Origin of the sequence: Sphingomonas sp. S-NIH.Pt3_0716 (assembly GCF_003950715.1) — a bacterium.
Lineage (GTDB): Bacteria > Pseudomonadota > Alphaproteobacteria > Sphingomonadales > Sphingomonadaceae > Sphingobium > Sphingobium yanoikuyae_A.
On sequence record NZ_QLJK01000008.1, the window covers coordinates 20813 to 35952 of the forward strand.

Consider the following 15140-nt stretch of genomic DNA (forward strand, 5'->3'; position numbering starts at 1 on the left):
GCTGCGCGCCTAGAGCATTTTCGCCGCAGGGGGAACTGTCGATCGCCAGCGCCTCAGGGCGCCTTGACCTCCAGCTTCAATTCCTGGATTTCCGCATCGGCCGTCGGCGCCAGCAACAGGCTGCCTGCCACCCGCCCCTTCTCGCAGGTCCAGGTGAACTTGCCCGACAGATTGCCGGTCGCGCTCAGCGGTGCATCGACCGCGCAGCTACCGACCTCACCCTTCAACGCCGCCAGACGCTTGCCCCAATGCACCGCATCGGCATCCATGAGGAAATTCATCGCCAGATTGTCGCGGGCGGCCAGCACATCGCCCGACGCATAGATGCGCCCCGCCGCGGCATAGCCCTGCGCCAGCAGCGGACTGACCGGCACGTCCCGCGCGATCAGCGCTCCCGCCTTCTGCAACAGCATCGCCGCATCCCAGGCGGCGCCCGCCCCGCCATTATAGGTGCGATTGGTGAAGACGAAGATGCCGACACCATAATCCGGCATCAGCATCACATGGCTGCCATAGCCGGGATAGCCGCCGCCATGGGACAGGGTCAGCCCCAGGTCGCAATCCTGCGCGATCCGCATGGCAAAGCCATAGGCCGCGGCCTGGCGGCAGGCGGTCGCCCCGCTCTTGCCGTTGCGCTGGCCAACGCTCATGAAATTGCTGCCCTCCGCCAGCATCCGCACCGACGCCCGGCTGACCGGGCCGTTCTCCGCATCGTCGCGCGGCGGCCAGGCTGACAGCAGAAAGGCCACCCAACGGGCATAGTCATTGGCACTGGTCTGCAGCCCGCCCATCGCGCCAAAGGCGCCGTCAGCCATGTCGGGTTCGCGCTTCCAGCGCCCATCTTCCCATCGATAGCCGAGCGAGCGCCGCGCAACCGGCCATTCGCTCAGCTGATAGCCGCTCGACGCCATGCCCAGCGGCGTCAACAGGCTCTGCTCGACATAGCGGCGATAGGGCATGCCCGAGACATTGGCGATGATCCGCCCCAGCAGCGCATAGCCGAAGTTGGAATATTCATAATGAGTCGCCGGCGCGCTGCTCATCGGCACGCCCTGCTCCAGCATCCGGGTGAAGTCCGCGTCGGGCAGCGGCGTCTGCCGGTCGCCCCACGGATTATCGTCGACAAACCCCGCGCTATGCGTCAGCAGGTCGCGGATGCGGATGCGCGGACTATCCTTGGTCGCATAGGTCCAGCCGCGCATTTCCGGCACATAAGCCTCGGCCAGATCGTCAAGCGAGAGCTTGCCCTCTTCGCGCAGCTTCAGGATCGACAGCGCCGTGAACGCCTTGGTCATGGATGCGATACGAAACAGACTGTCGGCCGTCACCGGCCGCTTCTGCACCAGATCCTGCGCCCCAAAGCCCTTCACATGGACCAGCCTGCCATCGGCGACGATGCCGTAGACCAGGCCCGGCGCATGGCTATCGACCTGGAAATCGGCAAAGAGACGGTCAATCTCGGGGATGGCAGCGTCGATCTTCCTGGCACCGGCAGCAACGGCCGGCGCGGGAAGAAAAGCCATGAACAGCAGAACGGGCAGGAAACATCGCGTCACCGGGTCCAATCCTCCACTTTCAGGCCGGGAATATCGGCAAAGTCAGACAGATTATTGGTCACGACCGTCGCGTCGAGACTCAGTGCATGCGCCGCCAGCAGGCGGTCAAATCGCCCTCTACGAAAGGGCATTCGCGCATAGGCGCGCGCCGCCGCATCGTCGAAGGGCAACAGGACAACCTCCTCCAGAAAGGCGTCCAGCAATTCGACAGGCGGAATCTTGCCATTGGCCGAACCAAGCGCCAGTTCGGCCAGAACGATCGTAGAGAGCGCGAGATCGCCGGACCGGCACGCAGCCGCACGCTTGACCAGTCCGGGATAGGTGCCGGCGAACAGGAAGATGCAACTGTTCGTATCCAGCAAATACATCAACGAAAGCCCGGAAAGTCGGGATCGTCCCACACTCGCGGACTGTCATCGAATTCTTCGCGAGAAAACGCCTCCAACCAGGGCGCCTTGCCGGCAAATTTGCTGACGTCGATCAGGCGCGGCGGCGCATCAACCGGCTCCAGGGTGAACTTGCCATTCTCCTCGCGCAGGCGCATTTCAGCGCCTTCCTGCAAGCCGAGCGCCTTTGGCAGCCGCAACGCCAGGCTGTTGCCCGACTTGAAGACCTTGGCCCGATATTCTTCGCCCATGGAGAAGCTCCGTATATACGGAGCGTATATACTATTCGGTAAAAGCCGCGTCAATCACGGCGCCGTCCTCGCTCAGCACCACCACATGCATCGGCGCCATGAAGCGCTTGCCGGGCTTGCCCTCGATCGACGGACGCTGCACCTCGATGATGTCACCGGCGCCGAAATTCTCGACCGCGATGATCTCGCCCAGCGTCTCGCCGGTGCTGCTGGTGCAGGGAAGGCCGACCAGGTCGGCATGATAATATTCGCCCTCGGGCAAGGCCGGCAGGGCGGAACGCGGAACGGTCAGCGCCGTGCCGCGCAGGGCTTCGGCCGCGCCGCGATCGCCGATCTCGGCAAAGCGGGCCACCGCGCCATTCGGGCCGGGGCGCACCGACTTCAACGTCAATGTGCGCCCCGCCGCATCGAAGCTCTTGTAGCTTTTCAGGGCCTCAGCCCCTTCGCCAAACAGCTTCAGTCGGACTTCGCCCGCCACGCCATGGGCACCGATGATCGCGGCCAGGGTGACGGGCTTGTCGGTCAAGAGGATCAGCCCTCGGCCTGCTCGGCAGCAGCTTCCTCGGCGGGAGCGGCTTCTTCAGCAGCCGGAGCGGCGGCAGCGGCAGCGGCTTCGCGCGCAGCTTCTTCAGCCTCGGCAGCCTTGGCGGCGCGGTCTTCAGCGCGGTCCTTGGCCTTCTGGCCCGGCTCTGCCTTCTTCGGGTTGTTGCGAGCAGCGCGTTCCTTCACGCCAGCGGCGTCCAGGAAGCGGGCAACGCGGTCGGTCGCCTGGGCGCCGGCGGCAACCCAGTGCTTCGCACGCTCGACGTCGATGATGACGCGCTTTTCGTCGCCCTTGGGCAAGACGGGGTTGTAGCTGCCGATGCGCTCGATGAACTTGCCGTCACGCGGAGCGCGGCTGTCGGCCACGACGATGCGGTAATAGGGGCGCTTCTTGGAGCCGCCGCGCGACAGACGGATGGAGGTTGCCATGGAACTAGACCTTTCTATTCAAACCAAATTACGGAAATTGCTTATTTCTTCATGAAATTCTGAAAGCCGGGCGGAAGCTTGGGCATGTTGCCGCCCAGGCCACCAAGGCCACCCAGACCCGACAGGTCGGGCGGACCGCCCTGCCCATCCGCGCCGCCCGGACCACCCAGGCCGCCCAATCCACCCATGCGACCGCCGGTGAACATCTTGGCCAGCCCCTTGAGGCCGCCCATCTTGCGGATCTTCTTCATCGCCGTTTCCATTTCCTGATGCATTTTCAGGAGACGGTTGACGTCCTGCACGGTGCGGCCGGCGCCCTTGGCGATACGGATCTTGCGCTTGGCGTTGATCAGCGCGGGCTTCTCGCGCTCCTTGGGGGTCATCGACCCGATCATCGCGTCCAGATGCAGCAGCGTCTTGTCGTTGGCGCCGCTATTGGCCATCGCCGCCTGCGCCTTCTTGAGGCCCGGCAGCATGCCGGCCAGCGCGCCCAGGCCACCCATGCGGCGCATCTGGTTGAGCTGGCTGCGCAGGTCGTTCATGTCGAACTGCCCCTTGGCCATCTTCTTGGCCAGCTTGTCGGCTTCCTCGGCGTCGATCGTCTCAGCGGCCTTCTCAACCAGGCTGACGACGTCGCCCATGCCCAGAATGCGCTGGGCAACGCGGGCCGGATGGAAGGGCTCAAGCGCATCCAGCTTTTCACCGGTGCCGGCAAACTTGATCGGACGGCCGGTGACCGCGCGCATCGACAGCGCGGCGCCGCCACGGGCATCGCCGTCCATGCGGGTCAGCACGACGCCGGTGAGCGGCACCTGCGCGGTGAAGCTGGTCGCCACGTTCACGGCGTCCTGGCCGGTCAGCGAGTCGACCACCAGCAGGATTTCCGCCGGATTGGCGACGTCGGCAACCGCCTTCATCTCGTCCATCAGCGCCTGGTCGACATGCAGTCGGCCGGCGGTGTCGAGCATGACGACGTCAAAGCCCTGCAGCTTGGCCGACTGCAGCGCGCGCTTGGCAATCTCGACCGGCTGCTGGCCGGCGACGATCGGCAGGGTCGCGACATCGATCTGGGTGCCAAGGACGGCCAGCTGTTCCTGCGCGGCCGGGCGCTGGACGTCGAGCGACGCCATCAGCACCTTCTTGCGCTCCTTGTCCTTCAGGCGCTTGGCGATCTTCGCGGTCGAGGTCGTCTTGCCCGAACCCTGCAGGCCGACCATCATGATGACGGCGGGCGGGGTGACGTCGATCAGCAGGTCGCTGGTTTCGGCGCCCAGCGTCTCGGTCAGCGTGTCGGAGACGATCTTGACGACCATCTGGCCGGGCGTGATCGACCGCAGCACATCGCTGCCGACAGCCTTTTCGGTCGCCTGGTCGACGAACTGGCGGACGACGGGCAGCGCCACGTCGGCTTCCAGCAGTGCGACTCGCACTTCGCGCATCGCGGCACGGACATCGTCCTCCGTAAGCGCACCGCGCCCACGCAGCTTGTCGAATACCCCACCGAGACGATCGCTTAGCGAATCGAACATCATCACCTCAATTCGGGCCAAGGCCCGGAAAATCCATGCACCACCCCAAAACGACAAAATCGCCGGCGGACGAAAACTCGCCGGCCAGCGTCCATTCGATATCCCTCTTGGATATCCTGGAGTCGTCAGGGTTCCAGGACCAGAGTCCCGGATGCAGGGCGCCCCTTAAGCCAAAGCGGCCGCAAGCGCAAGTGCGCTATCCCGCAGCCAGCGCGGCCGCCGCCCCAATGACGATCGCCGTGCGCCCCAGCAACTCGACCAGCAGCAATCGTCCGGCGATCACCGCCAGCCCCCAGCGATAGGCCGGATGCACCGCGCCGCGCAGTCCGGCATCGGCGCGCATTGCGATCCCGACATAGAGCAACTGCATCAGTGTCGCACAGGCGCCCGCCCATGGCCCCAGCAACGGCATCGGCAATATCCGGCCGAATGCCGGCTCCATCATCGCGATGGTCCCGCACAATATCAGCCGCTTGTGCCAGTCGCTCCGCCGCCGCAGCAGGATTGCCGCCAGCGTCAGCGCACCAAAGGCCAGCATGTCGAGCGGCCCCAGCACCAGGAATATGCCCGGCGGGAAGAAAGGCGGCACCCGCCCCATCTGCACCGCCAGGATCGACGTCGCGATACCCCAGGGGATCAGGAAGCAGGCAAGCCCGGCCGCAACCCAGCCCAACTGGCGATGGAGATCGGTCCGCCGCTGCGCCACCAGCAGTGCCTGCGCCAGGAACAGCAGCGTCCATGCCAGCAGCGACAGCGCATGGACATGCACCCACCACGGCACGGTCGCCACGTCGACATAGCCGCGCAGGGCAAAGCTGCCGAAGCCGCCAACCACGGTGACGGCGACCAGCGCCGCCATGCCGGTGAAGATGCGCCGTTCCCGCGCCTGTCGTTCCACTGCACCGATTGCCGTCGCCATTGCGTCGACCTCCCGCTCTTTGGCAACAATAGCGCAGCAACCAGGCCCAATATTGTAAGAAGTCGCCACGTTCCGGCTCGGCGCTTGCGCCCGCCCGTCGTTTGCGCCAGCAAACCCGCCACAGACCGCATAACAGGGGGAGCTTTCTATGAGTTGGACACGTCGCAAGCCGATGGAGGCGATGACGCCCCAGGGAGGCGGCCACAGCATGGCGCGCACCCTGTCCTGGCCGCATCTGCTGGCGCTGGGCGTCGGCGCGATCGTCGGCACCGGCATCCTCACCCTGATCGGCGTCGGCGCCGACCGCGCCGGCCCCGCCGTCCTCATCTCCTTCGCCATTGCCGGCGCGATCTGCGCCTGCGCCGCCCTCGCCTATGCCGAACTGTCGACCATGATGCCGGCAGCGGGCAGCGCCTACAGCTACTCCTATGTGGTGCTCGGCGAGGGCATTGCCTGGATCGTGGGCTGGAGCCTGATCCTGGAATATTCGCTGGTCGTCTCGACCGTGGCGGTGGGATGGTCGGGCTATGCCGCCCCGCTCCTCACCCCGCTCGGCTTTCCCGAGGCGCTGACCAAGGGGCCAGAACTTGGCGGCCTCATCAACATCCCCCCCATCTTCATCATCGGCGTCGTCGCTGCCCTGCTGATGTTCGGCACGCGCGAAAGCGCCCGGCTCAACACGCTGCTGGTGCTGATCAAGATCGCGACATTGAGCCTGTTCGTCTGGGTCGCCCTGCCCGCCTTCGACGCCCAGCATCTCGAACCCTTCATGCCCTTCGGCTTAGCCAAGCATATGGGGCCTGACGGCATCGAGCGCGGCGTGATGGCCGCCGCCGCGATCATCTTCTTCGCCTTCTACGGCTTCGACGCGATCTCGACCGCGGCGGAGGAAGCCAAGAATCCGGACCGAGACCTGGCCATCGGCATCGTCGGCTCGCTGATCGTCTGCACCCTCATCTATGTGCTGGTCGCCGCCGCAGCGGTGGGCGCCATGCCCTTCACCCGCTTTGCCGACAGCCCGGAGCCGCTCGCCCTCATCCTGCGCGAAATGGGCCAGGGGTCGATCGCCCGGATCGTCGCGATCGCCGCCGTCATTGCGCTTCCCACCGTGCTGCTGGGCTTCCTCTACGGCCAGAGCCGCATCTTCCTGGTGATGGCGCGCGACGGCTTCCTGCCGCAATCGCTCGCCCGCATCTCGAAGCGCGGCACCCCTGCGCGCATCACCGCCGTCACGGCCGTGCTGGTGGCGATCATCGCCGGCGTGCTGCCGATCGACCAGATTGCTGCGCTCGCCAATGCCGGCACGCTGATCGCCTTCACCGCCGTGGGCGCCTGCCTGCTGATCCTGCGCCGCCGCGCGCCCGACCTCAAGCGCCCCTTCCGCACCCCGGCGGCGACGCTGGTGGGCCTGGGCGCCGTGCTCGGCTGCGCCTATCTGTTCCTCAGCCTGCCGATGAAGACCATCTATGCCTGCCTGATCTGGAACGCGATCGGCCTCGTCGTCTATTTCCTCTACGGCCAGAAGCGCGCCTCGGCCGCCCGCTAGGGCCGAGGCCCGCACAAAGAAAAAGCCTCCCGTCGCGACAGCAACGGGAGGCTTTTTCTTTGCCTCGAACAGGGCAGCGCTCAGTGCGCCGCCGACGTGTCCACCGGCCCGCTGGGCTTGGGCGCCAGCCAGACGATCACCGCCGCCGCAAACAGCACCAGCGCGGAGATGAAGAAGACATAGTCGACCGAAATGGCGATCGCCTCCTGCTCCACCAGATTGGATATGGTCTGGCGGATCTGCTCGGTCGTCATCCCCATGCCCGACAGCGCGCGCTGCGCATCGTCGGGCTGCAAGGCGCCGGCCAGTTCGTTGCGCGACACGCGCTGGCTGTCGCTCCATCCGGTCAGCACCAGCGACGTCGCGATCGCGATCGCCATGGTCCGCAGGAAATTCTGCAGGCCGGCAGCCGACGCGGTCTCGCTCGGCGGCACCGACCCCAGGGTCAGCGTCGTCAACGGGATCATGAAGAAGGGCATGGCGAAGCCCTGCACAAACTGCGGCAGCGCCAGCCCGAAAAAGTCGATGCCGCTGGTCCAGTGCGCCCGCCACAAGGTCATGCAGCCCAGCCAGAAGACCGCGCCCGAAATCATGATGCGCGGATCGACCTTGCCGGTGAAGCGGGCCGCGAACGGCGCGCTCATCACCGCCGCCATCGCCGTGAAGGCGGTGACGATGCCCGACCAGGTCGCGGTATAGCCCATCGACATCTGCAGCCATTGCGGGATGACCACGATGCTGGAGAAATAGGCGCCGAAGGCCAAAGCCAGCGTGAAGACGCCCGATGAGAAGCCGATATGCCGGAACACCCGCAGGTCGACGATCGGATGCTCCTCGGTCAGCTCCCAGATGATGAAGACGATGAAGCCGATGCCGGCCAGGATGGCGAGCGTCAGGATCAGCGGGTCGGAGAACCAGTCATGGTCGCGACCGATGTCCAGCATGACCTGCAGGCAGCCGATCCAGAAGATCAGCAGGCACAGGCCGATCTTGTCGATCGGCTGGTGCGCCGTATCGGTCTCCACCGGCCGCAGCATCGCCATCGCCGCGAACACGCACAGCGCCGCGATCGGCAGGTTGATGAAGAAGATCCAGTGCCAGCTCCAATTGTCGCTGATATAGCCGCCGACGATCGGCCCCATGGCCGGCCCCAGCAGCGTCGTCATCGCCCACAGGCCCATGGCGCGCGGTCGCATTTCCGGCGGGAAGATGCGCAGCAACAGGGTCTGCGACATCGGCATGATCGGCCCGCCGCAGATGCCCTGACCCAGGCGCGCGGCCACGATCATGCCCAGCGTGGTCGACAGGCCGCACATCATCGAGAAGAAGCCGAAGCCGATCATCGCCCAGATGAAGGTCCGCACCACGCCGAAACGCAGCGCCAGCCAGCCGGTCAGCGGCACGCAGATCGCCTCCGCCACCGCATAGGATGTGATGATCCAGGTGCCCTGGTCGCCGGAGATGCCCAGATTACCGGCGATATGCGGCACCGAGACATTGGCGATGGTCAGGTCGAGCACGACCATGAAGTTGCTCAGCGCCAGCACCAGCCCGGCAAGCGTGCGGGTGCGCGGCGAGAGCAGATTGAAGGTTTCGGGACCGCTCACGCGCTCGCTCCCTTACTTGCCGGCCAGATCGATCTCGACTTCGGTGGACAAGCCCACGCGCAGCGGATGCTCTGCCAGTTCCTTGGGGTCGAGCGCGATGCGCACCGGCAGGCGCTGGACCACCTTGATCCAGTTGCCGGTCGCGTTCTGCGCCGGGATCAGCGACAGCGACGAACCGGTGCCGCCGGAGAAGCCCACGACCTTGCCATGATAGACCACATCGCCGCCATAGATGTCGGCCACCACCGTGGCGGGCATGCCCACCTTCACATGGCGCAGCTGGCGCTCCTTGAAATTTGCGTCGACATAGACTTGCGAGAGCGGGACGATGCTCATGATCGGGCTGCCCTGCGCGACACGCTGGCCGATCTGGACCGCACGCTTGGTCACCACGCCGTCGATCGGCGCACGGATGATCGTGCGTTCCAGGTCCAGCTTGGCGTCTTCCAGCTTCGCCTTGGCAACCATCACCGCGGGATCACTTTCCTCGGTCGAACCGCGGATCAGCGCATCATTGGCGGCCAGCTGGCCGGTGGCGGCATTGCGGGTCGCCTGCGCGGTCTCGACACCGGCACGGGCCAGGTCCAGCGCCGCCTTGGCAGCGGCATAGGATTTGCGCGCCGCGGTGACTTCGTCACCCGAAACCGCGCCGCCCGCGACCAGCGCGTCGCGGCGCTGCAGGTCGATGCGGGCCTTGTCGAAATCGGCCTGCGCGGTCGCCAGCTGGGCACGGGCCTGGACGATGTCGGCGCCACGCGCCTCGACCTGCGCCGACAGCGAACCGCTGGTCGCGCTCGTCTGGCGGAAGCGGCGACGGGCATCGGCCAGATCGGCCTCGGCCTGCTGCAGCGCGATCTGCGCATCGGTCGGGTCCAGCTTCACCAGGATGTCGCCACGCTTCACCGTCTGGGTGTCGGTGACGTTGACCTCGATCGCCTGCGCCGACAGCAAGGGGGTCACCTGGGCGACCTCCGCATTCACATAGGCATTGTCGGTGCTGACATGGTTGCGGCCGATCAGGAAATACCAGGCCGCCCACAGGACACCGACCACCAGCACGGCGATCGCCAGACGGGTCAGCCAGGTCTTGCGGGCATTGCCGCGCTGCTCGGCCAGTTCAGGGGAAGTTTCGGTGGCGGCATCAGCCATTGGGTCGATCCTTGGACTGAGCGTCGCTCGCGGCAAAGCCGCCGCCGAGCGCGCGAATGAGGGCAATATCGAGAGAGAAGGCGCTCGCTTCCAGCTGCGCGACGGACTGACGCGCCGCGAGCAGCTGGTCCTCGACGTTCAGCACGTCGAGATAGGTGGAAAGCCCGCCCTTGTAGCGTTGCTGGGCGACGCCATAGGCATCCTGCGACGCGGTCAGCGCCGCCTTGGCGTCGGTCAGCCGCTGGTCCAGCGTCCGGCGGCTGGTCACGGCGTCGGCGACGTCCTGATAGGCGCCCAGCACCGTCTTGTCATAGCTGGCGACCGCCTCGTCATAGGTCGCGCGCGCGCCGCGATACTGGCCGCGCAACTGCCCGCCATGGAAGATCGGCAGACTGATCGCCGGACCGGCGCTGCCGAACAGCGAATCCTTCTTGAACAGATTGTCCGCAAAGGACGTCGAACCGCCCGAAGCACCGGTGCCGGTGAACAGCGTTTCATATCCCAGCGACTGGACGCCGATCAGGGCGCTCAGGCTCACCGCCGGATAGAAGGATGCCCGCGCCACCTTGATCCGGCTGGCAGCAGCCTGCGTCCGGGCCAGCGCGGCGGCGACGTCGGGACGACGCGCCACCAGATTGGTGGTGACGTCCGCCGGCAGGCCCAGTGGCGCCAACAGGCCGATCTGCGGCCGGGTCATCGCCAGGCCACGGTCCGGCCCGGCGCCGATCAGCGCGGCGATCTGATGCTGGCGCAGCTCGATCGCCACGCGGGCGGCCGCCAGTTGCGCCTTGGCCGAGGAAACGGTGGCGTCGGCCTGGCGCACGCTGCCGCGCGTTTCCAGGCCATTCTGCCGCCGGTCGGCGACCAGCTTCTGGCTGGCCGTGCGGATTTCCAGCGTCCGCTCCTGGATTTCCGCCTCGTCATAGAGGCGGGCCAGGTCGGCATAGGCATCGGCAATCGCAGTGGTCAGCGCCAGGCGCGCCTGCTGCGCGTCGATCTCGGCCGCGCGGGCCTCCGACGTGGCGGCCGCCAGCGACGCCCGGTTCTTGCCCCACAGGTCGATGTCCAGACCAAAGTCCAGCCCGACCTTGCCGGTGCCCAGCCAGCCCTGCGGCACGAAATCCTTGGGCATGCCCATATTATAGCTCTGCTTGGTCACGCCGGCATTGGCCGTGGCGTCGACCGTGGGCAGCAGCGCCGCGCCCGATTGCTGGGCCATCGCCGTCGCCTGGCGGAAGCGCGCCAGCGCCACCGCCATGTCGGGCGAATTGCGCAGCCCCTCCTCGATCAGCGATGTCAGTTGCGGATCGCCATAGGCACTCCACCAATTCTCGCTGGGCCAGGCGACCGTGTCGGCGCTCAGGCTGCGCCCGGCCTCCACGTTCTGCGGCGCGCGAATCTCGGGCTTGTCGCCCAGATCGGGTATTGAAGCACAGCCGGCCAGAAGCAGCGCTGTCACTGCAATACCGCCGGTGCGAATGGAAAAACTGATGCGACTCACGGACATATCCAAACCGTACCATCCAGTATGAAAATCGCCTTTGCCCCGCCGTACCACCCTTGTCAATATAAATAGCGTACTCTATGGTACGCTTATATGACATGCCCGGAAAAAGCTTTAGCCCCCAGTCGTCGGGAGGCCCGCCGCCTCGACCGGCGCCAGACGATATTGGAGGTGGCTGCCCGGCATTTTCTGGAAAATGGCTATGCCGCGACCAGCATGTCGGCCATCGCCGCCATATTGGGCGGGTCGAAGGGCACGTTGTGGAATCATTTCCCGTCCAAGGAGGAATTGTTTCGCGCGGTTCTCGAAAATGCGACCAGCACCTATCGCGCGCGACTTTCGGAAATATTGGACCCCGGCGGCGACCTCGCCTCGACGCTGCATCGCACCGCGCTCAGCCTGCTCGAAAAGGTGACATCGCCCGAAGCGATCGCCCTGCACCGACTGATCGCGTCGGAAGGTGGCCGTTTCCCGGAAATGAGCCGCATCTTCTATGAAATGGCGCCCAGCCATACCCGGATGCTGCTCGCCCGCTTCCTCGAAGGGGCGATGGACCGCGGCCAGTTGCGCCGCGACGACCCCGACAAGGCCGCCCGCGTGCTGATGCGCCTGACGACATCGGGTTGCCATGAATTGCTGCTGCTCAGCCAGATCGAACGGGTCACGCCGCAACAGATGGAAAGCGACGCCGCCTTCGCCGTCGACATCTTCCTGCGCGCCTATGGCACCGAAGGCATGGCGCGTTAACCATTTCTTTGCCGCCAGCTTCTATCCTGCCGATCGCAGGAGTTGCTATCCAATGCCGTTTTTCAAGCGCAAGCCCCTTCATCAGATCGTCGCGCAGCAGCCGGAAAGCGGGGCCACAGCCTCGCGTCGGCTGCGCGTGCTGCTGATCGACGAGAATGCGACCGCCCGCGCCGTCATCGCCCGCCGCCTGTCGCGGCTTAACTATGACGTGGTGCTGGCCGAAAATGGCTTCATCGCCCTTAACCTGCTGGTCACGCGTCCGGTCGACCTGATCCTGATCGACATGGACCTGCTGATGCTGCCCGCCGTGACGACGATGAAGCGCATTCGCGCCACCGCGCTCGCCCCCCATGCCTGCATCGTCATGCTGACCGGTCGCATCGACAGCCAGTCCGCCGTCGAAGTGCTGGAGGCCGGCGCCGACGACCATATCGTCAAGCCTTTCGATTTCGACCTGCTCGATGCGCGGCTGCGCCATCTGTGCGCCCGCGCCGAACGGCTCGGCATGCTCAGCCGGCACAATGCCGAACTCGACGCCCGCATCGCCCGCCGCGCCGTGGAACTGGGCGAAACCCGCGATGCCCTGCAGGAAATGCAGCTCGACCGCGCCCGCCTCGTCTCCTCGATCCAGGCCTTGCAGGATGAAGTTGCCCGCCTCAGCGCGCGGCAGAACTGACCCACAGACTGAGGCCGGTTTCAAGCCGTTCGGGCGGACCATCAGCCGGAATCCGCTCGGCATCCGCCCGCGCCCGGTCCAATATCGCCGGCGCCACCGACCCATCATGATAGACCCGGTCGGCCAGTGCCAGCATCCGCGCATCGCGCATGGTCAGGTCGTCGGGATCGGCCGACGTCAACCGGACAAGATATAGCTCGCTATTGCCCGTCTCCGGACCTTCCGCCAACCAGACGTCGACATCCGGATCAAACCCCATCGGATCGATCGCCCCGCCCGGCGCCAGCGCTTTGCCGATCGCCTGCCGCCGCGCGCCCGCATCGGGCCACAGGTCGCGCAACCGCCCCCGCGCCGCGAACAGCGCCCGCGCCAGATCGCCCAGCCCGCTCGGCAACAAGGCCTCGATCCGCTGCCGCAGCGCAGCCGCCAGTCCCGCCGACGCCCCACCCGTGCCGATCGCGATCAGCACCGGGTCGCGATCAACGATCGCCGGCAGGGTGAAATCGCACAGGTCCGGCTTGTCGGTGGCGTTGACCAGCACGCCGCGCGCGCGCAGTCGTGCCACCACCGCCGCGTCGCCATCCGACACGATCGCGACCCGCGCATCCGCATCATCCTCGCCGACGATGCGCGCGCCGGCGCGCTCCAGCAGCCGGCGCTTGGCATCGGCCGCCTCGCCTTCTCCGGTCAGGATGACCGCCCGCCCCTCCAGCCGCAGAAAGACGGGCAGGCTGTGCATCAGCCAGCCACCCAATCGGGGATATGATCGCCCGCGATCAGCGCCTCGATCGGCGGACGCGCGCGGACCACCGCCCATTTGTCGCCCGACACCAGCACCTCGGGGGTCAGCGATCGGCTGTTATAAGTGCCCGCCATGGTCGCGCCATAGGCGCCGGCCGTCATGAAGGTCAGCAGGTCGCCGGCCGCCACCACATCCATGTTGCGGCCCATGGCAAAGGTATCGCCGGTCTCGCACACCGGCCCGACCACGTTCGACGCGATCCGGTTGCCGTCCGGCGCCACCGCGCGGATATCGTGCCAGGCGTCATAGAGGCTGGGCCGCATCAGGTCGTTCATCGCCGCATCGACGATCACGAACGGCGCCTGTGCGCCCTGCTTGACGCGGATCACCTTCGACAGCAGCACGCCGGCATTGCCCACGATCACCCGGCCCGGCTCGAACATCAGCCGCGCATCCCAGCCCTGCGTCACCCGCGTCACCATCGCGCCATAGTCGGCCGGGCTCGGCGGCAGCGGCTGCGACGGGTCGTAGGGCACGCCCAGGCCACCGCCCAGATCGGCGGTGCGGATGTCATGGCCGGCCGCGCGCAGCTGCGCGATCAGCGCGCCGACCTTGACGAAGGCCGCCTCCAGCGGCGCCAGGTCGGTCAGCTGGCTGCCGATATGCACGGCGACGCCCTGGACATCGAGGCCCGGCAGGTCGCGCGCGGCGGCATAGCTTTCCAGCGCCCGGTCATAGGGGATGCCGAACTTGTTTTCCGACTTGCCGGTCGAAATCTTGGCATGGGTGCCGGCGTCGACATCGGGGTTGATGCGATAGGCGACCGGCGCCTTCTTCCCCATCGACAGCGCGACCTCCGACAGCATTTCCGCTTCCGGTTCGCTTTCCAGGTTGAACTGGAAAATGCCCAGCTCCAGCGCCAGCTTCATTTCCTCGGCGGTCTTGCCGACGCCCGAAAAGACGATCCGATCGGCCGGAATGCCCGCAGTCACGGCGCGCTGCAATTCGCCGCCCGACACCACGTCCGCGCCCAGCCCCAGCTTCGCCAGCGTCGCCAGCACGGCGGCGTTGGGATTGGCCTTCACGGCAAAGGCGATCAGCGGATTGTCGAGCTGGGACAGCCCTTCGCGGAACACGCCGACATGGCGTTCCAGCGTCGCGGTCGAATAGACATAGACCGGGGTGCCGACCTGCTGCGCAATTTCCGTCATCGGCACCTGCTCCACATGCATGGTGCCGTCTACATAATCGAAATGGTCCAAGGTCTGATCCTTGCGGGAATAGGGACTATTGTTGCGGCCGGCTTTCCGGCGGCAGGTCGAACTCGTCATTGCCGCGCTGGCGCGACTGGGTCAGCAGTTCGACGTTACGTTCCGGGCGGGCCTGGGTGCCCGGATCCATCATGTCGGCGGCGGTCGGCGCAGTCGCCGCCCCCACCGGCACGGCAGGCAATTTCTGGCCCGCCACGGGTTTGAGCGATTCACGGCCACCACAGGAGGCCAGCGCCAGCGCCATTGCCCCGATCATCAGCCCGTTGCGGACATGCCGTGCCATCT

The 15140-nt window shown here is 66.3% G+C and carries 16 protein-coding genes; 3 read left to right on the forward strand and 13 right to left on the reverse strand.

Features of this window, described 5'->3' with window-relative positions:
- Positions 1-53: 53 nt before the first annotated feature.
- The 7 genes from BRX37_RS08070 to BRX37_RS08100 form a co-directional block, all read right to left on the reverse strand.
- A complete protein-coding gene (locus tag BRX37_RS08070; protein ID WP_125986422.1) occupies positions 54-1523 on the reverse strand; it encodes a serine hydrolase domain-containing protein in 1470 nt (489 codons plus the stop codon).
- A 29-nt stretch (positions 1524-1552) separates the two neighbouring features.
- Entirely contained in the window at positions 1553-1927 is a 375-nt protein-coding gene (locus BRX37_RS08075) for a type II toxin-antitoxin system VapC family toxin (RefSeq protein WP_125986219.1), read from the reverse strand.
- A complete protein-coding gene (locus BRX37_RS08080) occupies positions 1924-2193 on the reverse strand; it encodes an AbrB/MazE/SpoVT family DNA-binding domain-containing protein (protein ID WP_125986220.1) in 270 nt (89 codons plus the stop codon). Before BRX37_RS08080 ends, BRX37_RS08075 begins: the two co-directional genes overlap by 4 nt.
- Positions 2194-2224: 31 nt before the next feature.
- Complete coding sequence (rimM, locus tag BRX37_RS08085) at positions 2225-2719, reverse strand: ribosome maturation factor RimM (protein WP_004208097.1); 495 nt, start codon at positions 2717-2719, stop codon at positions 2225-2227.
- A gap of 5 nt (positions 2720-2724) precedes the next feature.
- Positions 2725-3165, reverse strand: coding sequence for a 30S ribosomal protein S16 (gene rpsP / locus BRX37_RS08090; protein WP_004208098.1), 441 nt, complete (start codon positions 3163-3165; stop codon positions 2725-2727).
- 41 nt (positions 3166-3206) lie between these two features.
- Positions 3207-4697 (reverse strand): signal recognition particle protein, encoded by a 1491-nt coding sequence (gene ffh / locus BRX37_RS08095; RefSeq protein ID WP_125986222.1) that lies wholly within the window; start codon positions 4695-4697, stop codon positions 3207-3209.
- Positions 4698-4890: 193 nt separating this feature from the next.
- Positions 4891-5613 carry a hypothetical protein gene (locus tag BRX37_RS08100; protein WP_125986224.1) on the reverse strand — a complete coding sequence of 241 codons (723 nt, stop codon included), beginning with the start codon at positions 5611-5613 and terminating at the stop codon, positions 4891-4893.
- Between the two features lie 148 nt (positions 5614-5761).
- On the opposite strand from BRX37_RS08100, the gene BRX37_RS08105 reads away from it, so the two are divergent.
- On the forward strand, positions 5762-7159 hold the full coding sequence (locus tag BRX37_RS08105) for an amino acid permease (RefSeq protein ID WP_125986226.1): 1398 nt from the start codon (positions 5762-5764) through the stop codon (positions 7157-7159).
- 80 nt (positions 7160-7239) lie between these two features.
- On the opposite strand, the gene BRX37_RS08110 is transcribed toward BRX37_RS08105, so the two are convergent.
- From BRX37_RS08110 to BRX37_RS08120, 3 genes are read right to left on the reverse strand one after another with little or no spacing between them, the layout of a single operon-like run.
- Entirely contained in the window at positions 7240-8766 is a 1527-nt protein-coding gene (locus tag BRX37_RS08110) for a DHA2 family efflux MFS transporter permease subunit (RefSeq protein WP_004208105.1), read from the reverse strand.
- A 12-nt stretch (positions 8767-8778) separates the two neighbouring features.
- Complete coding sequence (locus BRX37_RS08115) at positions 8779-9915, reverse strand: EmrA/EmrK family multidrug efflux transporter periplasmic adaptor subunit (protein WP_125986228.1); 1137 nt, start codon at positions 9913-9915, stop codon at positions 8779-8781.
- Complete coding sequence (locus tag BRX37_RS08120; RefSeq protein WP_125986230.1) at positions 9908-11422, reverse strand: efflux transporter outer membrane subunit; 1515 nt, start codon at positions 11420-11422, stop codon at positions 9908-9910. Before BRX37_RS08120 ends, BRX37_RS08115 begins: the two co-directional genes overlap by 8 nt.
- A 90-nt stretch (positions 11423-11512) precedes the next feature.
- Here BRX37_RS08120 and BRX37_RS08125 point away from each other — a divergent pair, with 90 nt between their 5' ends.
- Positions 11513-12166, forward strand: coding sequence for a TetR/AcrR family transcriptional regulator (locus BRX37_RS08125; protein ID WP_206434134.1), 654 nt, complete (start codon positions 11513-11515; stop codon positions 12164-12166).
- 52 nt (positions 12167-12218) lie between these two features.
- Positions 12219-12842, forward strand: a complete 624-nt coding sequence (locus BRX37_RS08130) for a response regulator transcription factor (RefSeq protein WP_125986234.1) — start codon at positions 12219-12221, stop codon at positions 12840-12842.
- Here BRX37_RS08130 and BRX37_RS08135 read toward each other — a convergent pair.
- The 3 genes from BRX37_RS08135 to BRX37_RS08145 are packed head-to-tail and all read right to left on the reverse strand — an operon-like array spanning position 12823 to position 15138.
- A complete protein-coding gene (locus tag BRX37_RS08135) occupies positions 12823-13581 on the reverse strand; it encodes a precorrin-2 dehydrogenase/sirohydrochlorin ferrochelatase family protein (RefSeq protein ID WP_125986236.1) in 759 nt (252 codons plus the stop codon). The two genes, BRX37_RS08130 and BRX37_RS08135, sit on opposite strands and share 20 nt — an antisense overlap.
- Positions 13581-14846, reverse strand: a complete 1266-nt coding sequence (gene lysA, locus BRX37_RS08140; RefSeq protein WP_125986238.1) for a diaminopimelate decarboxylase — start codon at positions 14844-14846, stop codon at positions 13581-13583. The genes BRX37_RS08135 and lysA overlap by 1 nt, the downstream gene beginning before the upstream one ends.
- A gap of 25 nt (positions 14847-14871) precedes the next feature.
- Positions 14872-15138: a hypothetical protein gene (locus tag BRX37_RS08145; protein ID WP_004208112.1), complete on the reverse strand. Its 267-nt coding sequence runs from the start codon at positions 15136-15138 to the stop codon at positions 14872-14874.
- Between the last annotated feature and the right edge of the window lie 2 nt (positions 15139-15140).